The organism is Stenotrophomonas maltophilia group sp. msm4 (genome assembly GCF_032025605.1).
Taxonomy (GTDB): Bacteria; Pseudomonadota; Gammaproteobacteria; order Xanthomonadales; family Xanthomonadaceae; genus Stenotrophomonas; species Stenotrophomonas sepilia.
Genome location: NZ_JAVSKK010000003.1, coordinates 530,173 through 546,698, shown reverse-complemented (window position 1 = coordinate 546,698; position 16,526 = coordinate 530,173). Strand labels below are relative to the sequence as shown.

Annotated in this window: 20 protein-coding genes and 2 pseudogenes; 10 read left to right on the top strand and 12 right to left on the bottom strand. The window is 60.5% G+C overall.

Annotation, left to right across the window (positions count from 1 at the left end; translation table 11 throughout):
- Positions 1–92 precede the first annotated feature (92 nt).
- A complete protein-coding gene (speE, locus tag ROV93_RS16750; protein ID WP_072167936.1) occupies positions 93–947 on the top strand; it encodes a polyamine aminopropyltransferase in 855 nt (284 codons plus the stop codon).
- A 124-nt stretch (positions 948–1,071) separates the two neighbouring features.
- Here speE and ROV93_RS16745 read toward each other — a convergent pair whose 3' ends face one another.
- Positions 1,072–1,977, bottom strand: a complete 906-nt coding sequence (locus ROV93_RS16745; RefSeq protein ID WP_032954620.1) for an aspartyl/asparaginyl beta-hydroxylase domain-containing protein — start codon at positions 1,975–1,977, stop codon at positions 1,072–1,074.
- 436 nt (positions 1,978–2,413) lie between these two features.
- On the opposite strand from ROV93_RS16745, the gene ROV93_RS16740 reads away from it, so the two are divergent.
- Positions 2,414–3,073, top strand: coding sequence for an RIO1 family regulatory kinase/ATPase (locus ROV93_RS16740; RefSeq protein WP_072167937.1), 660 nt, complete (start codon positions 2,414–2,416; stop codon positions 3,071–3,073).
- Between the two features lie 125 nt (positions 3,074–3,198).
- Here ROV93_RS16740 and ROV93_RS16735 read toward each other — a convergent pair whose 3' ends face one another.
- Positions 3,199–3,537 (bottom strand): P-II family nitrogen regulator, encoded by a 339-nt coding sequence (locus tag ROV93_RS16735; protein WP_005411374.1) that lies wholly within the window; start codon positions 3,535–3,537, stop codon positions 3,199–3,201.
- 155 nt (positions 3,538–3,692) lie between these two features.
- Between ROV93_RS16735 and ROV93_RS16730 the strand changes: the two genes are divergently transcribed.
- Positions 3,693–3,950 carry an accessory factor UbiK family protein gene (locus ROV93_RS16730; protein WP_069138732.1) on the top strand — a complete coding sequence of 86 codons (258 nt, stop codon included), beginning with the start codon at positions 3,693–3,695 and terminating at the stop codon, positions 3,948–3,950.
- A 35-nt stretch (positions 3,951–3,985) separates the two neighbouring features.
- On the opposite strand, the gene ROV93_RS16725 is transcribed toward ROV93_RS16730, so the two are convergent.
- On the bottom strand, positions 3,986–4,915 hold the full coding sequence (locus ROV93_RS16725; protein ID WP_069138733.1) for a hypothetical protein: 930 nt from the start codon (positions 4,913–4,915) through the stop codon (positions 3,986–3,988).
- Between the two features lie 73 nt (positions 4,916–4,988).
- Between ROV93_RS16725 and ROV93_RS16720 the strand changes: the two genes are divergently transcribed.
- Both ROV93_RS16720 and arr read left to right on the top strand, forming a co-directional pair.
- Positions 4,989–5,240, top strand: a complete 252-nt coding sequence (locus ROV93_RS16720) for an accessory factor UbiK family protein (RefSeq protein ID WP_072167938.1) — start codon at positions 4,989–4,991, stop codon at positions 5,238–5,240.
- A 126-nt stretch (positions 5,241–5,366) separates the two neighbouring features.
- The gene (arr, locus tag ROV93_RS16715) at positions 5,367–5,801 is read left to right on the top strand and encodes an NAD(+)--rifampin ADP-ribosyltransferase (protein WP_072167939.1); all 435 of its coding nucleotides are present in this window, start codon (positions 5,367–5,369) and stop codon (positions 5,799–5,801) included.
- Here the strand turns inward: arr and ROV93_RS16710 are convergent.
- The 6 genes and pseudogenes from ROV93_RS16710 to ROV93_RS16685 all read right to left on the bottom strand — a co-directional run.
- The gene (locus tag ROV93_RS16710) at positions 5,794–6,240 is read right to left on the bottom strand and encodes a DUF4279 domain-containing protein (protein WP_072167940.1); all 447 of its coding nucleotides are present in this window, start codon (positions 6,238–6,240) and stop codon (positions 5,794–5,796) included. The genes arr and ROV93_RS16710 overlap by 8 nt on opposite strands.
- A 120-nt stretch (positions 6,241–6,360) precedes the next feature.
- Complete coding sequence (locus ROV93_RS16705; protein ID WP_072168063.1) at positions 6,361–6,726, bottom strand: hypothetical protein; 366 nt, start codon at positions 6,724–6,726, stop codon at positions 6,361–6,363.
- A gap of 39 nt (positions 6,727–6,765) precedes the next feature.
- A complete protein-coding gene (locus ROV93_RS16700; protein WP_072167941.1) occupies positions 6,766–7,254 on the bottom strand; it encodes a hypothetical protein in 489 nt (162 codons plus the stop codon).
- Positions 7,255–7,568: 314 nt separating this feature from the next.
- Positions 7,569–7,925: a CPCC family cysteine-rich protein gene (locus ROV93_RS16695; protein WP_005419991.1), complete on the bottom strand. Its 357-nt coding sequence runs from the start codon at positions 7,923–7,925 to the stop codon at positions 7,569–7,571.
- Between the two features lie 314 nt (positions 7,926–8,239).
- Positions 8,240–8,569 (bottom strand): hypothetical protein, encoded by a 330-nt coding sequence (locus tag ROV93_RS16690; RefSeq protein WP_005419993.1) that lies wholly within the window; start codon positions 8,567–8,569, stop codon positions 8,240–8,242.
- Between the two features lie 240 nt (positions 8,570–8,809).
- Positions 8,810–9,079, bottom strand: a pseudogene (locus tag ROV93_RS16685) (DUF998 domain-containing protein); the annotation flags it as partial.
- Here ROV93_RS16685 and ROV93_RS16680 point away from each other — a divergent pair.
- Positions 9,078–9,479, top strand: a pseudogene (locus ROV93_RS16680) (ATP-binding protein); the annotation flags it as partial. The pseudogenes ROV93_RS16685 and ROV93_RS16680 overlap by 2 nt on opposite strands.
- Positions 9,480–9,553: 74 nt before the next feature.
- Here ROV93_RS16680 and ROV93_RS16675 read toward each other — a convergent pair.
- Positions 9,554–9,844, bottom strand: a complete 291-nt coding sequence (locus ROV93_RS16675; RefSeq protein ID WP_312540400.1) for a hypothetical protein — start codon at positions 9,842–9,844, stop codon at positions 9,554–9,556.
- A gap of 407 nt (positions 9,845–10,251) precedes the next feature.
- On the opposite strand from ROV93_RS16675, the gene ROV93_RS16670 reads away from it, so the two are divergent.
- From ROV93_RS16670 to ROV93_RS16660, 3 genes are all read left to right on the top strand, one after another.
- Positions 10,252–11,712 (top strand): caspase family protein, encoded by a 1,461-nt coding sequence (locus ROV93_RS16670; RefSeq protein WP_312540399.1) that lies wholly within the window; start codon positions 10,252–10,254, stop codon positions 11,710–11,712.
- Between the two features lie 1,411 nt (positions 11,713–13,123).
- Positions 13,124–13,828, top strand: coding sequence for a hypothetical protein (locus ROV93_RS16665; protein ID WP_049462546.1), 705 nt, complete (start codon positions 13,124–13,126; stop codon positions 13,826–13,828).
- Positions 13,829–14,058: 230 nt separating this feature from the next.
- Positions 14,059–14,328, top strand: coding sequence for a hypothetical protein (locus ROV93_RS16660; protein ID WP_152911150.1), 270 nt, complete (start codon positions 14,059–14,061; stop codon positions 14,326–14,328).
- A gap of 190 nt (positions 14,329–14,518) precedes the next feature.
- On the opposite strand, the gene ROV93_RS16655 is transcribed toward ROV93_RS16660, so the two are convergent.
- Positions 14,519–15,070: a HEPN domain-containing protein gene (locus ROV93_RS16655; RefSeq protein ID WP_312540398.1), complete on the bottom strand. Its 552-nt coding sequence runs from the start codon at positions 15,068–15,070 to the stop codon at positions 14,519–14,521.
- A 422-nt stretch (positions 15,071–15,492) separates the two neighbouring features.
- Between ROV93_RS16655 and ROV93_RS16650 the strand changes: the two genes are divergently transcribed.
- On the top strand, positions 15,493–15,879 hold the full coding sequence (locus ROV93_RS16650; RefSeq protein WP_049462549.1) for an MbcA/ParS/Xre antitoxin family protein: 387 nt from the start codon (positions 15,493–15,495) through the stop codon (positions 15,877–15,879).
- A gap of 193 nt (positions 15,880–16,072) precedes the next feature.
- On the opposite strand, the gene ROV93_RS16645 is transcribed toward ROV93_RS16650, so the two are convergent.
- On the bottom strand, positions 16,073–16,312 hold the full coding sequence (locus ROV93_RS16645) for a hypothetical protein (protein WP_049462550.1): 240 nt from the start codon (positions 16,310–16,312) through the stop codon (positions 16,073–16,075).
- Positions 16,313–16,526 lie beyond the last annotated feature (214 nt).

The following is a 16,526-nucleotide window of genomic DNA, read 5'->3' as shown; positions in this document are numbered from 1 at the left end:
CTGAACGGGCCGATCCGTCCGGATGTGGCATCTGTGCCACGCGGCCCCGCCCGCCAGCCCGGCTCCACCCCTCCGAACAGGACTGTTTTCCCATGACTGACAGCAACAACTGGTACATCGAACACTTCGAGCGCACCGGCTCGGCCATCGGCTACCGCATCACCGGCAAGCTGGACGAGGTGCAGTCGCCGTTCCAGAAGATCGAGATCTTCCAGACCACCGACTGGGGCAACCTGATGACCATCGACGGGGCCATCATGCTGACCAGCAAGGACAACTTCTTCTACCACGAGATGATCAGCCACCCGGTGCTGTTCACCCACGCCGCGCCCAAGCGCGTGGTGATCATCGGTGGTGGCGACTGCGGCACCCTGCGCGAAGTGCTCAAGCACACCGGCGTGGAGAGCGTGACCCAGTGCGATATCGACGAGCAGGTCACCGTGATGGCGCGCAAGCACTTCCCGGAACTGTGCGACTCCAACGACGACGCCCGCGCCGAGCTGCTGTTCGACGACGGCGTGGCCTACATGGCCAACTGCCCGGCCGGCAGCGTGGACGTGGTGATCGTGGACTCGACCGACCCGGTCGGCCCGGGTGAGGGCCTGTTCAACAAGGCCTTCTACGAGAGCTGCTTCAAGGCCCTGAAGGACGACGGCATCCTGGTGCAGCAGTCCGAGTCGCCGCTGATGCAGCTGGCGCTGATCAACGAAATGCGCACCGAGATGGGCAAGGCCGGCTTCGGTTCGTTCAAGACCCTGCCGTTCCCGCAGCCGTGCTACCCCACCGGCTGGTGGAGCGTGACCATGGCGCGCAAGGGCGACAGCAGCTTCGACTTCCGCCAGGCCGACTCGGCCGCCAAGACCTTCAACACCCTGTACTACACCGCCGCGCTGCACACCGGCGTGCTGGTGACCCCGCCGTTCGTGCAGGCGGCATTGAAGGGTTGATCCAAAGAAAAACCCGCGCTGGCAACAGCGCGGGTTTTCTGCTTTCTGTAGAGCCGAGCCCACGCTCGGCTGCTCTTCGGACAGGTTGCGGTAAACCAAGCCGAGCATGGGCTCGGCTCTACAGTTACAGCGCCCAGATACCCGCGATCACCGCCACCACCAAGCCCCACTTGATCAGCTGGTAGGCCACCACGCTGCGCTCGCGCAGTGCCTTGGCCTTCAGGCGCACCTTGTAGACGCTGCCGAATGCCTTGTTGACGCCACCGGTCGGGTCACCCGGCAGGTTGGGCGAGGCGCCGCCGGCCAGCAGTGTGGCCGCCACCGCGCGGTTGAACAGCCCCGGCAGGCCGAAGCGCAGCGGGCGGGCGATGTCGCAGAACAGGATCACGCGGTCCTGCTGGGTCTCGTTGTGCGCATGGTGGATGTAGGTCTCGTCGAACATCATCCACTCGCCGTCGCGCCAGCTCTTCTTGATGCCGTCCACTTCGATGTAGCAGGCATCGTCGTTGGGCGTGCTCAGGCCCAGGTGCAGGCGCAGCGAGCCGGCGAACGGGTCGCGGTGCGGGCGCAGCTCACTGCCCGGCGGCAGCTGCGCGAACATCGCCGCACGCACATCCGGGATCGACTCGATCAGCGCCGTGGTCTTCGGGCACAGCGTCTTCGCCGACGGGTGCGACGGGCCGTACCACTTCAGGTAGAAGCGCTTCCAGCCTCGGCGGAAGAACGAATTGAAGCCGGCATCGTTGAACGTGCTGGAGGCGGCGATCTTCTGCGCGTCGCGCAGCGCCAGCGCCTCGTCGCGGATCATCTGCCAGTTCTGGCGCAGCGGCTCCAGCTGCGGGAACTCCTTGCCCGGGTCCAGGAACGGCGTGGTCGGCACCTTCGAGAACATGTACATGACCACGTTGATCGGGGCCATGAAACTGGAGTGGTCCAGCAGCTGGCGCGACCAGCGCGCGCGGACCTTGCCACGGAAGTGGATGTACAGCACGCAGGCCACGAACAGCGCTGCAATGACGATTTTGATGATCAAAGCACTTTCCTCCAGCCGCGGCCGGAACGGGAAACGGGGCGATGCACGGCCAGGCGGCCAGCACCGGTGGGGAACGCGGCAGGGGACGGGGACGTGCCGGAGGGGGGCGGCCGCCGATGTCGCGGGCTAACAGCTTATGGTCGGCAGGCCGTGCGCCGGGGTCAAGTTGCCCGTGCGCCGCGTTCAGCCGGTTGTGGACGAGGCGCAGGGCTGAGCGCGCAAGCGGTTGATACTAAAGGCCAACTGGAATAAGTGAGACAGAATTGTCCGATTCTGCGCGACGAACTGTTCCAGCCACGGCCCCGACATTTCTCCGACAAATCGTGGAATAGCGAACTGGCGAGTACTAAAATTAACGAAAACTTAGTAACTCCCTGTAACACCGGTTCGCTTGACGCTTTGCGCCACCCACCGGGTCGTCCGAGACCCCGACATGCACCTTCCTGCCCTGCCATCCTCTTCCTGCGGCGATGACGCCGCCTCCCCGCTGCTGCTCAAGCGCGGCGAGCGTTTCCTGGCCCCGGATGTCTACCGCACCTGCCTGGACGGGCGCGAGGCGGTCATCAAGGACTACTCCCGCTACCGCGGCACCCCCGTTTCGCTGATCGCGCGGCTGATGGTGCGCCGTGAAGCACGCATGCTGCAGCGCCTCGGCGGCTGGAAGCATGCCCCCGCACTGCTCGGCACCCTGGGCGGCCTGGCGCTGGGCATGGAGTTCATCCCCGGCCAGACGCTCAGCACCGCGCAGGCCGTCGGCAATGAAGTGTTCGAGCAGCTGCAGCACGCGCTCAGCCGCCTGCACGCCGCCGGCATCACCCACAACGACCTGCATGGCACCAACGTGGTGGTGAGCGGAGGCGTGCCGGTGCTGCTGGACTTCACCTCGGCCTGGCGCGTACCGCGCTGGCTGCGCCGCAACCCACTCAGCCGCCAGCTCAGCCGCAGCGACATGAAGAACCTGCTGAAGATGCGCCAGCGCGTGACCGGCCAGGCCCCGAGTGCCGTGCAGGCCGCGCTGTTGGCCGACCCGGGCTGGGTGGCCGCGGTGCGCCAGGGCTGGAAGCGGTTCTACAAGTGGGCCAAGCGGCGGTAGGGGTCGAGCTCGCTCGACCGCGTTACCGCTCTTTGTAGAGCCGAGCCCGCGCTCGGCTGCTGTTCCTGCGTCGCGCGAAATGCAGCCGAGCATCGGCTCGGCTCTACAACATCCCGCCAAACGGGTTACAACGCGTCAGCGTCCAGTTCACCGGTACGAATACGCACCACGCTGCCCAGGTCGTACACGAACACCTTGCCGTCACCGATCTTGCCGGTGCCGGCGGCCTTCACGATGGCCTCAACCACCGCCTCCACCTGGTCATCGGTCACCGCCACTTCCAGCTTCACCTTCGGCAGGAAATCGACCACATACTCCGCGCCACGGTACAGCTCGGTGTGGCCCTTCTGGCGACCAAAGCCTTTAACTTCCGTCACCGTGATCCCGGTGACCCCACGCTCGGCCAGTGCTTCGCGCACGTCGTCGAGCTTGAACGGCTTGATCACCGCCATGACCATCTTCATCGTCTATCTCCTGTCTTCCGGCGTGGAGGATAGCGCCTGAACGTGGCCCGTGCGAAGCCGCTGCGGCCTGTCCGGGCAGTGGGTGCCAGCAGTATCCTTGTGTGCGAACGGCCTGCCCGCGCCGGATGCACGGGCCCACCCCCACGGAGCACCCCATGATCGACCTGAACCAAATCGATGACCTCGCCCGTCGCCTCAGCGACCTGGTGCCGCCGGGCCTGCGCGAGTCGCGCGAGGAACTGCAGGCCACCTTCAAGAGCGCGCTGCAGGCGGGGCTGGCCAAACTGGACCTGGTGACGCGCGAAGAGTTTGAAGTGCAGCGTGCTGTGTTGTTGAAGACCCGCGAGAAGTTGGATGCACTGGAAGCGACCGTGCGTGAGCTGGAAAGGCGCTCGACATCAGATTTGAGTTGACGCCACTTTCGCCAGACAGCGAGGCGAAAAGCAGACTACCGCTCATCGTCAAACGCGAAGTGCCTCACGTCCTCGAGATCGAACACGGCACGATCCTGCGTCAGCCGAATCCGGCCGGACACCTGCACGCTGGCAGAGACATTGCACAGGCCAGGACTGTTACGCTCCAGGCATATGCGCTTCTGTTCGGCGTAAAAACGTGCGACCGAACTGGCGGCCCCATGCTTGCCGATATCGAGGATTCGTGCGCCATCGCTACAGCGGGAGTTGCGCAGAACCTCTTCGTGGCGGTTATCCGTTACATATCGAGCTGACAACACGACCTCATCCCGATCATATTTGCCGGGATTCTTAGTGATGGCACACAGCACTTCTTCATGAGGATCGTCTTTTACCGCTGCCGCCCCTACACTGGCATATGCAGATAGCAGCAGGCCCAGCATGGGCACCAATGACGCAGATTTCATAGTCATTTGTCCTTCTCGGTCTTGGGCTGACGCGCTTCCCAGTTTGCAACAGAACCCTCCCCCCTTGGCCTGTTCACCCTTGCTGATGTTGATCCCAAGGCCTTTAGCAACAACCGCCTCCGTGCCGTAAGCACTCCGCTCTGTGGCACGAACCTCATCACTGGTGGCCGCGGCGCGTCCACGCTCCGCCGTATCAATATCGTGCTGATCTTCTTGGGCGATCACCTGCACCCCCGTCTTTGGGCTGTCGACCTTGCTGAGATCGACAGTGACTGTCCCCTTCTGATTGGTATTGGCGAGCGTGACTACCTGTGTTGGAAGCCCATCTGCGGCGTAACTCCAAGTCTGGCTTCCGTTCCCATCGGGGAACGTTAGCGTCGAAATCCTGTTGCGCGCATCGTACGCCCGGTCAATGACCTGTAGCCCTTTTCCTAACAAGCCCCGCCAGCCACTGCCTTTGTGCTCGAAAAGTCCTAGGGAATGGACTGAGGAAGCCATCACAAGGTTTCATGCGTGGTTTAACTCGGCGGGCTGAAGATCGAACCGGCTGTTACCCCACGGCCCCCTCCCCATGATCGACCTGAATCAACTCGATGATCTCGCCCGTCGCCTCAGCGACCTGGTGCCGCCGGGCCTGCGCGAATCGCGCGAGGAACTGCAGGCCACCTTCAAGAGCGCGCTGCACGCCGGCCTGGCCAAGCTCGACCTGGTCACCCGCGAGGAGTTCGAAGTGCAGCGCGCCGTGCTGCTGAAGACCCGCCAGAAGCTGGACGCACTGGAAACCGCCGTGCGCGAGCTGGAAGGGCGCGGCGCCGCAGAATGAAAAAAGGAGGCGCACTGCGCCTCCCGTTTACAGATTATTTCCCGGATGGGGCCTTGCAGCAAGGCCCACCGGGCGCCCTAGACTCGCCGGCCTGTCGATCCGGCAGCACAGAGAGGGGCAGCAGCGATGGCGCAGGACACCGATTGGACACCCGTTTCGCATGACACCTGCGACCAGGTCGCCGGGCCGTTCTATCACGGCACCCGCGCTGATCTGGCGGTGGGCGAGCTGCTGAGTGCGGGCTTCCGCTCCAACTATCGCGACAGCGTGGTGATGAACCACATCTACTTCACCACCATTGCCAAGGGCGCTGGGCTGGCTGCGGAGATGGCCCGCGGTGAGGGGCGGCCGCGCGTGTATGTGGTGGAGCCGACCGGGCCGTTTGAGGACGATCCGAATGTGACCAACAAGAAGTTTCCCGGGAACCCGACGCGGTCGTATCGGAGTACGCAGCCGTTGCGGATTGTGGGGGAGATTGTGGAGTGGGAGCTGTATGACGCGGAGTTCGTCCGGCAGTTGAAGGAATTTGTGGCGTCTGGAAGTGGGGAGATCATCAATTGATGGCCTGCTTGCGTTGAGCGTTGCGCATCTCTTCATCGGCTTCATGGATGTCCAGCCCGAGCTCAATGCCGCGCTCTCCCAATGCGAGCAGCGCGCGGGGTGAAAGCGAGACACCATCGTTGCTGCTGCCCATGAAGAGACCGCAGAACAGGTCAGGTCGGAAGCGTGCCAGAGACTGCCATACGGCGAGATCGCCGGTGAGCTGATCGAGGATTTCGAAGATCTGAGCGTCCAGATCTTCAGGCTCACGACGCTCCGCATCAAGTTGCCAGCTGCCAGTCCTGGCGATGCGCACGGTGCCTGATGGGTTGCCTCTGAGTTCCTGGCCCTTGTGATGCGATGCGGTTGGAGTGGATCCGAGCAAGGCACTGACTTCTTCGGGCAGGAGGTCGTCCCCGAAGAATCTGAGGGTTACCAGGGAATGATCGAATGCGGCCATTGGAATCCAGTGCGTAGGCATCGTTGATGTCAGATTACGGCCGGAACCGGATGACAGCAGCTTCAGAATAGGCCGAAGCGCGGGAATCGGCATGCGCTCAAACGGAGAGCTGGCCGGACCCTACTTGAACATATCCAACAGGTCCTTGTCTTCATGCCGCTGCTCCCCCGTGGAGAGAAAGCAAAAGCTGACCCCACTGCGCATGGCAACCCTCTGGAACGCCGCGAGCTCTTCCTTCGTGATCGGATACTCGACCGGATCAAAGTGCAGGAGCGCCCACGGCTTGAGGAGTGAGAACCCGAACGTGAGTTCCGAGAAGAGTTCCTTCAGCTTAGGCCGGATGGTGGAGAAGTCCCTGACCGGCCCCGCGCGATTGCCAAGGGCGTGGCACTGGCGGCGAATGGTTCTGTCACCACCGACCAAGCGGGCGATGAAGTGATCCTGGTGCACTTGAACGTAGAACAATTGCCGGCGAAATATCCTCATTCCCCGCATCGTCCCCCAAAAGCCCAGCCGTGCAAATCATCAAGCCCCATCCGGAAGCCGGACCTGCGCCGCGCATTCTGCCGCAACGGACCCAAGCGCTGCGCCCTTCATCCGTGAAAGTGCCGCAAGCGTACGTCGTTCATACGCCTCCGCGACGCCCGGATCTGGCTCTATGAAAGGCGATGTGCAGATATCTTCGACCTTGAATCTCCGTGCGATCAATGCCAAGACCCGCTCAGGCGCTTTGGGCAATGCATGGGCTACCGCGTAATTGATGGATAGCGAAGCGCCCGCATCTGAAAACGGCTTTAGCGCAGCCGCAACCTCAAGCCATGCTGGATCACCTGACTCGATGCCAGAGGTGACCTGCCCAAACTCCCGCTCGTGCTGCCACAGGTCCCAAAGCACCTTGCGCCCCCCTTCGTTGGCAATGCGATTGAGCACGGCCTGTGCCGAAGGGCGATCCGCCGCAACTGCAGCTGGACTGGCAAGCGCAAGCACGAGTAGGAGCGCTGTCATGTTTCCCATGGCACCTGACTCCCTGATGTATGGACCCTTGGATCCGGTCATACGACCTACCCACAAAGCAACATGTGGCGTACTTTCCCCTTATACAGCGCGATCCTAGTGCGGCTGGGGGTCGGCCATCAAGCCAGCGCATGGCCGGACCCAGGCATAGAATCAGACGCCTCGCCAATTCCACGTTCAGGACACCTGGGCCATGTCCGCTACGGGTCGCTGGCTGGTCAGTGATCCACAGGAAGTGCCCTGCGCGAGCCAATGTCCGCTCTCGGCCAGGGGTAGAAATTCGTGAACGTCATGAGTTGAGCCGCAAAGTGGCTTCAGATCGATAGAGCGCCCAAGCTCGACCAGTAGGCCTCCCTCTCGTGCGAGACCCCCTTGCTGTGCCAGTGTTTGCCGCCCCTTAAAGCTTCGTAGTGCCCAATTTCTGTGCGGGACAAAGGGCGCCAGCCAGATCCGCGGCGAAAGCCGCCTGCGACCTGGACGCCAAGGGGGAAACTGGAGAGAGCATTCTGCTGCGCTTGCGCCAGAGACTCGCCGTTGGCTCCGCCGTTGGATGTGGGGTTGGCAAGTTGTACCCCGTCATCCTCCCAGTTGCAGATCGGACATATGGCATAGGACCCGTAGAAGTCTTCCAGGGTCAGGAAGCCACATGATGGACAAGGCAGATCGATCATTGAGAACCAAGAACCTCAGGTAGACGAATCACTGGACCGGCAGGTGTCGCGCAGGGCTGAAGGGGACCAACGTCCGCTTCGGATCGAGAGCGGCCTCTAGCATTCCTGATCGCGTTGTCTGGCGCAGGCACGTTTCCTTTCAACCAAGGGCGGACATCAATCGCAAGAGCCTTCCTTATCGCGGAACTCCGGCGCGAGAGTTTGAGCTGCATCAGGCCGGCTAGATGCGCGACGCGCGGTTTTCATGCTCGGCCCTTGCCAAGCTGCTGCAAGATGATTGCAGGCTATTGGCTTTGGTCTACTCCAGCGATTCGTCACTCCCGCCCTTCCGCCTGGATATGGATAGACGAAACACCGGAAACCAAGGAATGGCTGGACCAAGCATCCAGCTCTTTCGCAATTGAACCACTCAGGTGCCATCCGCGGCCAGTGCACTGAGCCGAAGCCAGGGCAAGAACCACAAATTCAGGCCACGATTGCGCGGCATGATAGGAGCAGGCACTCACCATGAAGCCGCCCTTGTGATATGGCTCGGCGTGGAGATTGCTGACTTCAAGACCTGCTTGCTCAAACATCCGCGCCGCCACCTTGAGAGCTGCCTGCTGCGATGTGCAATTGGTGAACAAGCGCCAGTACAACTCCATGAGTCCACAATCTTCCAAAGGGCCCTCTGGGCGCGATTGCGCTACTTATAGCAGAAGGCGCGTACGACCTTTCCCCTCTTGCCACCCGGGGTGCCAGCATCAAGGAACAGATAGTTGAAGAGCGCCCACGGCTTGAACAGTGGGCACCCTGGCATGAATCCCGAGAAGATCACCTTGAGCTGGGGCCGGAGAATCGAGAAGTCCTTGATCGGCCTTCCGTGCTCCTGTCGCGCGCTCCCATCAATGCGGAAGCTGCATCTTCAGCGCGCTTGAACCCCCGCGCAGCAGATACAACGCAACCAGAAACGGCCACAACGAGTTGACCGACGAGAACAGCCGCTGTGTCAGCCCCCTGAACCCCTCCGGGTCCGCTCCCACCACGTTCAACCAGAGATAAGCGATGCCCGCGACACTCACCATAGCAGTCACGGCGTACGCCCTTCGGTTGGCAGACCACGCGCTCAATTCGATGTGCGACATCGCCGGTGCAATGATGTTTGCGATGCCGATGGCCGAGCACGCGGACGTGCGCGTGGCCCGCACGCTGCTGGAATGCTGTGCCGGGTTGGGCAATCCGCGCCTGCTACCACCCGTGGAGCGCGTGGACACGACGCCGTTGCCACTGCCCGATCTGGCCGACGTGCGCGGGCAGGCGCATGCACGGCGCGCGTTGGAAGTGGCCGCTGCCGGTGGGCACCATCTGTTGTTGATCGGCAGCCCTGGCTGCGGCAAGACATTGCTGGCGTCACGCCTGCCCAGCTTGTTGCCGGACACCGAGGAAGCCGAGGCGTTGCAGCTGGCCGCGATTGCCTCGGTAAGCGGTGAGGGGCTGGACCCGCGGCGCTGGCGACAGCGTCCGTTCCGGGCGCCGCACCACAGCGCGAGTGCGGCCGCGCTGGTGGGTGGGGGCTGTCATTAGTCACGATTGGCGCGACTAAGTCATGAAGAACGCGACTGGCTTTGACGAATACGCCTCTCTCCCTACTATGCTGCGCCCCCGCGAAAGCCAGAGAGGAGCACGAGGATCAGGGTGAGATTGAGTGCCATCGCCTGATTCAGGGTCTCGTGCATCTGGTCGGCGACCAATCTCCAGAAGGCAAGAAGAAGATTGGCTTGCCGCCGAAGGAACTTGAGGCGTACCTGCACAAGCTGGCTTCTTACCGAAAGCAGGGCGGGGGCGGAAAGGATGCAACGTGACTGGCCGTGGCCAAAAGCGGTGACAGCCTCAAGATCCTGACGAGCTCTTCGCTTGAGCAACTTCAGGAAGCTCTTCAAGAACGTGCCCGATCTCCTGCTGAGCAGCAAGATCACAGTGCCTGGCGTGGACCGACGCTTGGAAGTCGAGAAGATGACGAGCACGAACGGTGATACAAAGAAGATGATGTCGAATCCGTTTCTCCCACCCGGATGCATTCATGAGCGCATCTCTGGTCGAAATCAATTGCGAGGATGCTCGGGGTCGCAAAATTAACCTGGGTGCGATCAAGCGAGTTCTGCTGCGCGCTGTCGGGACGGAAGAGCCCAAGTAGAGCACCGCAGCACACGTTCGCTCTGCGCAAGCCCAAGCAGCCCCGCTTGCAACTTAATGGCAGGGTCTAGCACTAAGGTCATCGCCATTGGTTGTTCGTCCGACTATATTGCAGCTCCCCCTAACCAAGATCCAACTAGACAGAGAGTAATCCTTGAAAAAGAAGATGACCGCATTAGTTATCGGCAACGCTGCCTACGACGGCGACGGAAAGCTTGCCAACCCGGTGAACGACGCCACCGACATCGCCAAGAAGCTCGGCGATTACGGCTTCGACGTTGAAACGGTCACCGACGCCAACTATAAGGACATGGACAAAGCCCTGACGAGATTTAGGGCAGCTCTCGCCACCAGCGAAGTCGGCCTGTTCTTCTTCGCCGGCCATGGCATGCAGATCGATGGAGTGAATTACCTGCTGGCCATCGATACGCCGATGGACGACGAGACCGATGCCAAGCACGGATCTCTGTCTCTAGACAAAGTGATCGAGACGCTGGAGAGGTCCAAAGTCGCCACCAAGATCATCATGCTGGACGCGTGCCGCAACAATCCTTGGAAACGCGAGTGGCAGCGGTCCGCCTCCACTCTTGGCTTGGCCCCCGTGTATGCGCCAAGAGGAACCATCATCGGGTTCGCAACGTCCCCCGGCCAGTATGCGCTAGATGGCAAGGGTCGCAATGGAACCTACACCGGAGCCATCCTCCAGCACATCGATGAGGCTGACTGCTTGATCGAGACCATGTTCAAGCAAGTCCGCAATACGGTGTCGGCGGAGAGTAAGGGAAAACAGATTACTTGGGAGCACACCTCACTGTCAGGCAATTTCGCCTTCAACCAGAGCCTGAGCAAGCTCATCACCGATTACGGTCCCGAAGCGTTGGCCGATGCACTTTTCGTGATCGATCCTGCCAAGAAGTCTCACAAGGTTATCGCCGGCCTTAAGAGCCACAACTGGTACTCGCAGAACGACGCATTGGCGCTGATAACTGCAGGATCTTTGACCAAGGCGTCGAACGACAACCTGTTTGTAATGGGACGAAACATCTATCAAGCAGCATGCGGCGGCTCTCGCGCAGCCGAGGCCTTCATTAGCAACTTCATTGATAGAACAGCCCATTTCCCTGCAGAGAAGCGCAAGGCCATCTTGGACGGCATGTTGTTCGAGGTGTTCTTCGACCCCGATGGTCAACCTCGGACTGCGATCAAGGCCAACCATTTCAGCGAAGTTTTTGCCTTGAAAAAGCACAAGAACTTGCAATCGAGTTTTGATTTCATCGGATCAGCACTGGCTGCCTCCAACGCTAAACTCTACGCGATCCCAGGCAGTCCGCTTGATGTTTCTGTAACGATCACTGCAAAAGCTATCGCAAACGGCTTCCGTATTGAAGGAGTCTACGTCGATGGCGTGAACATACTCAGGCTGGAGGATGAAGCAGAAGCGTCGGACGACGAGGGGAACCCAATTTACGTACGAACTTCTGTCAGCCAGTTTGAAAAAACGTTGTCTGCCCAAATGAAGCTCCCGCCCTCTCAACTGAAATTGACCTATTCGCCGCCGGAAGCAGACGAAGCAGGTTCGCTCAGAGTGCGGGCGGGCTTTACAGTTAGCAAGTAGTGGGCCCCTACGGCTAGGCGCATCGACCAGATGATGGCTCGTACCGCTTGACACCCCCACGAGCTAGATCCCCTTACTACCGATCAGTGTCAAGCTCTCTTGCGACGTCCGCCCCCATCAGGGGGCGGAAATTTCTTACTGGACCGCGGCCACAACACGCCGCGCTGATTGACCACGAGCGAGATGCTATTCGAATGACCTGCAGAACCATGCCGAAGCCGCCTGAAAGCATGGCCTGTAAACGTTGCGTATCTCGAAAGGCGCCTATCTGACTTTGCGCCGGGATGGTTGGCTTTGCTCGGCAACGCCCTTATCGCAAATTGTCGGAGAACTCCACCAGTGCTGCATGAAGAACGCGGGCCGGATTGTCGCTCAGCGCAGCAGCAGGCGTAGCGCCATCGAGAAGAACATGGGGCGAGAGGAACCACTCCCCCCAAGCCGGTCGTGCGTCGCAGTCCATCTGGCTCTCGCTGAGATGGCCCGAAGTCGCGTAACACCGCCAGTATCTCGACGAGGTGGTCAACTGGCCTGCCGTCGGAACGAAAATGCGTTCCAACCCACCGCTTGGGAGGGATCCACCAGCCCTGTTTGGCCATGGCCTTCTTCCTGCGGGCTTAGACTTTCTGGCAACGATCTCGATTGATCGGCTTCCATCGCGCCAAGGTTGCCGCAGGCGGCACCATGCTGGAGTAGGCCATCCTCGCGACTCCAGCGACTGCGCTCAAGTGGCTGAACCTGGACAGCACCCGACCGGCCCGGTCATTGCCGTCTACTGGTAGTGTTGATGGTTGACGTTGGAGCCACAGGCATAGCAGCGCCGATAGGCACCTCCCATCCGGGCACGGCCGGCACGCTCGGGGCCGAGCGGCCCACCGCAATGAGAGCAGTCATGGCCCGCACCACGCTGCCACCTGTGCAGCCGGTAGGTAGCCGTCCCCATCAGCCCCAGGCTTGCGGCCACAAGGCCTGCAGGCACCAAGCTGGCCATGGACTTCAGACCAGCCAGCAGAGGGTTCTGGGGCCACGCTGACAGCATGGCTACACATAGCGCCGCCAGGACCAGCAGCGACGCAGCTGGACCGTACGCTCGCACCACCACCCAGTTTCCTCGTTCCATGATCCCCGCCTATCTCGTGGTTGACGGAGCGATCATCAGTATCAGGCGTCGCACAGCGTGAGATTGGACCGGCATCAGGATCGTCAGCCCAGGTTGACCATCCTCCGGCGGACGGCGCAAGGCGCACAGAGCTTCCTCGAGGCCACGCCCGCAAAAGGTCGACCTCCATCCGAGGCATCAACTCTTGGTGGTGGTCGGCTGGTGGGCTACGCCTGTGGGGAACCGCCCTACAGTCTCTGAAGGCCCAAATCTCTACCATCACAGACTCACTCTGGAACAGGGAAGTGCGACTGCATGGGTACACCGTATGAGAACCAGATCCTGGGTGCGTTCGTCTTCGCCCTTGGTGTTGAATGCGGGAAGGCAGGAGTGTTCATGCCGGCCAATCTATTCCAGCAAACCCCGTTGGACGGGACGTTCGGTGACCTAGTGGTCGGCGCGGACTGGTGTCTGGCCTTGGAGTTCAAGCGAGAGGAAGGGACCATCGACTCGGAGAAAGAGAAATGGAGCAAGGAAGCGCTCCAGGCCTTTGAGAGCGACACGCTGCTGAAAGTCGCCTCCCGCAGGGCCCACATGCTGTGTTTCAGCCGGCCCACCTCCGATGGAATCGGTCTGTTCGCTATGACCTACGCATCGGCGTTGGCACTGGGCACGTCCACGACTGAGATTGACTGCCATTGGCTGATCCAGGGTCTCGTGCGGCTGGTCGGCGACCAATCTCCAGAAGGCAAGAAGAAGATTGGCCTGCCGCCGGATGAACTTGAGGCGTACCTGCGCAAGCTCGCCTCTTATCGCAAGCAGGGCGGAGGCGGCAAGGATGCAACCTGGCTGGCCGTGGCCAAAAGCGGTGATAGCCTCAAGATCCGGACGAGCTCTTCGCTTGAGCAACTTCTCGAAGCTCTTCAAGAACGTGTCCGATCTCCTGCTCAGCAGCAAGATCACAGTTTCTGGCGCGGACCAACGCTTGGAAGTCGAGACGATGACGAGCACGAACGGTGATACATAGAAGATGATGGGGAGCCCGTTTCTCCCACAGGATGCACTCAATGAGTGCATCTCGTAGGGGGTGTCGCGAGGATGTACTGGGTCATTTTCCGCTGCCACGTGGGACCGTGAATTGGCTTGCATGACGTCCGATCCACCCGACGGCGGAAAACTTGCTGCAGCAAGTTGGCTTTCCCCTAAATAGATGGCCGATGTATCGGCATTACTATCGAGAGGAAAAATGTATGAAACAGATTCACAAACCTGGAAACGCAGTAGCGGCAGCAGCAGCCATCAAACAATTGAGCGCAACATGCTTCAGGCAGGACACCGTACTGGTTGAATGCAAGGACGCCTCAGAGCATCAAACGCTTCTCGCGCTTGCCCTGCAAGCCTTGCAGAACGGGCATGTCCGCGAGATTACGGACCACCAGAAGTCCGGATGCCTTGACATCCGCATTGAGTTCCGTCGACCTCCCATTCCAATGGAGGACGTGACGCTGCGCAACGCATGATGGTCAGCGCCCAGGTGCTGGACAAGCCAGCGCCTGGCGGCCTGTGATCAGTTCAACATGGATCAAGAAGGGATGGGCTTCCAACCACGTTGCTTGAGGTACATGATTGCCGGTGCCTTAGCGCCGTAGCGGGTTGCCATGAAGGTGCGTCCTTCACGCGACCGTGCTTCAGCCCGCCGCCTGAGTCAGCTCACAATTTCTCGTCGAGGTAGCTGTCGGTTGCCGCAACGAGATCGCAGATGAAGCGAATGTGCTTTCGCAGGTCCTCGCGATTCACGGCATGGGCCTTCGGCTGGCCTGCAGCAGGCCTGAGTGATCGATGGGCAATGTCACCACGCTTTTTTGCGATCAGGTTGAGCTGGGCCTTTGCCCTGGCAGGATCATAGTTGTTCCACGACCAGCCAGCACAGACATCGATTTGAAGGTACTTTTCGAAGATCTTGGCGACTCTGTCCGAGGTCGGGGTGTGAAAGTATTTCAGGTCGTTCTCTAAAGAGCTCAGATAAAAGGTTCTAAGCCGACCGTGGGTGCCATCTTTGCCCACGACTTGGCCCACCGCCTCGGTGATCCGGTCCTCGATGTAGGTCTCCAATGCGGCCAGTGCCATCACCAGGCTCGCACGCTTAAGTACTTCTGCGTTCTCCGGAGGGGGCTGAGCATTGATGGCATCAAAATGCCCCAGTAGGTCGACCGCATCCTGGATGATGTGATTGAACGTCTGGAATGCCTTTGATGACGTCATAGCTGAGCTCCACATGGAGGAAAACAGGTCCGAGGGACATGGCAATGGCACGGGTAAGGCGTAGTCCGCCCTTTTTGCGGGAACATAGAATGAGCGACCGCGCTGTGTCCAGCCTGAGACGCTCCGGCTGTGGAGTGGAGGGAGCGTCCGTCTGGTCCGCCGTGGCTGTTAGCTAAAGATACCTGGGCCATGCCAAGCTGATCGCACTGCAGAGAGATGCCGTAGTGTTCCCCTTAGGAAAGAACTATGCGGCGTCCTTCCCGACCCTTCACCCGTTTAGGCCGCCCGGGCAGTTGAGCAGATACGCGGGCTGCAGATCTGCCGCCGCCGCGGCCAGTCTATGGGACGTCGACCCTTGGGGCGGCCGCCCAGCAACGCCGGTGCCATGAGACAATCAAGCCTGGTTCTGAGGAGCTTGCGCAATGTCCGATCCGGCAGTCCCCAACGACCTCCACGGACCTGCTATACGCGCATTCTTCAACCTGGCTGCGGCTTGGCAGTTGACAGAGCAGGAACGGTACTCGCTTCTTGGCGAGCCCGATACGACCGATTACGAAACTTGGCGACTTGGGTTGCCAGAGCGGGTAACGCCGGAAGTGGTCTATCGAGTGAGCTACATGCTGGGCATCTACAGGGCACTCCATACAATTTTTCCAGACGCCGGCCAAGCAGACGGCTGGCTGAAGCGCCCCAATAAGGACAAGATGTTTGGAGGGCGAAGCGCGCTTGACGTCATGATCGCCGATGGCCCAGCTGGAATGATGCGGGTCCGTGATTACCTAGACACCGCAGCAGAAGCACAGGGTTAGAAGGTCGGTGACGCATCTGCTTCAGGCGCTCAAACAGATCCAATTGATGGCCGCAGATAAGGCCAGATGGCCTTCGGGTTGGGCGCACGCACAATGCTCTATAAGGAGCGCCCTGCACTGCCCTCAGATGCTCAACTACCACCGCAGTGCCAGAGCGGACCAAGGCAATCGATCTCCTTGGTCCGTTGGGTCCCTATGGGTTCCAAGTCTCGGATACCAACACGTTTCCCTGGACATCCTTCTGTATCACCGTGTTGGTCACGCGAAACCCTCTCACCGCAGTGTGCTCGGTGAACACCACAGTTCCCACCACCTTCCCATCGGCGTCTAGAACGTTGTAGTCCGAGACGTCTTCCTCGCCGGCGAAGCCTCGTGATCTCGAACTCACGAAAGCCACAGTCTCACCGTGCGCAAGCTTCAGTTTTTCCTGCATTCTTCCTCCTATGCGCTCAACTGCGGGTTCTGGCTGTCCAAGCTTCGATTAGATCCCGGCTCGGGCCAGTTAAGCAACCGGGCCAGCCTCCAAAGTGGCTCCGGTTCGATTCGCCAGCCCCACCCCCTACCAAATCTGGAGGCAGCAAGGGCCTCAACTGGTGATGGGGTGTCGCAAGTGATCGCCTGACTCTAGATGACTGCCCCTGCTATTC

What these genes read in the sequence shown, in the direction of transcription:
- ROV93_RS16665 (WP_049462546.1), top strand. Translation starts at nt 13,124, where the DNA reads ATGGGTACACCGTATGAGAACCAGATCCTGGGTGCGTTCGTCTTCGCC.
- ROV93_RS16660 (WP_152911150.1), top strand. Translation starts at nt 14,059, where the DNA reads ATGAAACAGATTCACAAACCTGGAAACGCAGTAGCGGCAGCAGCAGCC.
- ROV93_RS16720 (WP_072167938.1), top strand. Translation starts at nt 4,989, where the DNA reads ATGATCGACCTGAATCAACTCGATGATCTCGCCCGTCGCCTCAGCGAC.
- ROV93_RS16700 (WP_072167941.1), bottom strand. Translation starts at nt 7,254, where the DNA reads ATGGGAAACATGACAGCGCTCCTACTCGTGCTTGCGCTTGCCAGTCCA.
- ROV93_RS16725 (WP_069138733.1), bottom strand. Translation starts at nt 4,915, where the DNA reads ATGGCTTCCTCAGTCCATTCCCTAGGACTTTTCGAGCACAAAGGCAGT.
- ROV93_RS16645 (WP_049462550.1), bottom strand. Translation starts at nt 16,312, where the DNA reads ATGCAGGAAAAACTGAAGCTTGCGCACGGTGAGACTGTGGCTTTCGTG.
- ROV93_RS16735 (WP_005411374.1), bottom strand. Translation starts at nt 3,537, where the DNA reads ATGAAGATGGTCATGGCGGTGATCAAGCCGTTCAAGCTCGACGACGTG.
- ROV93_RS16740 (WP_072167937.1), top strand. Translation starts at nt 2,414, where the DNA reads ATGCACCTTCCTGCCCTGCCATCCTCTTCCTGCGGCGATGACGCCGCC.
- speE (WP_072167936.1), top strand. Translation starts at nt 93, where the DNA reads ATGACTGACAGCAACAACTGGTACATCGAACACTTCGAGCGCACCGGC.
- ROV93_RS16730 (WP_069138732.1), top strand. Translation starts at nt 3,693, where the DNA reads ATGATCGACCTGAACCAAATCGATGACCTCGCCCGTCGCCTCAGCGAC.
- ROV93_RS16695 (WP_005419991.1), bottom strand. Translation starts at nt 7,925, where the DNA reads ATGATCGATCTGCCTTGTCCATCATGTGGCTTCCTGACCCTGGAAGAC.
- arr (WP_072167939.1), top strand. Translation starts at nt 5,367, where the DNA reads ATGGCGCAGGACACCGATTGGACACCCGTTTCGCATGACACCTGCGAC.
- ROV93_RS16690 (WP_005419993.1), bottom strand. Translation starts at nt 8,569, where the DNA reads ATGGAGTTGTACTGGCGCTTGTTCACCAATTGCACATCGCAGCAGGCA.
- ROV93_RS16650 (WP_049462549.1), top strand. Translation starts at nt 15,493, where the DNA reads ATGTCCGATCCGGCAGTCCCCAACGACCTCCACGGACCTGCTATACGC.
- ROV93_RS16710 (WP_072167940.1), bottom strand. Translation starts at nt 6,240, where the DNA reads ATGGCCGCATTCGATCATTCCCTGGTAACCCTCAGATTCTTCGGGGAC.
- ROV93_RS16655 (WP_312540398.1), bottom strand. Translation starts at nt 15,070, where the DNA reads ATGACGTCATCAAAGGCATTCCAGACGTTCAATCACATCATCCAGGAT.
- ROV93_RS16705 (WP_072168063.1), bottom strand. Translation starts at nt 6,726, where the DNA reads ATGAGGATATTTCGCCGGCAATTGTTCTACGTTCAAGTGCACCAGGAT.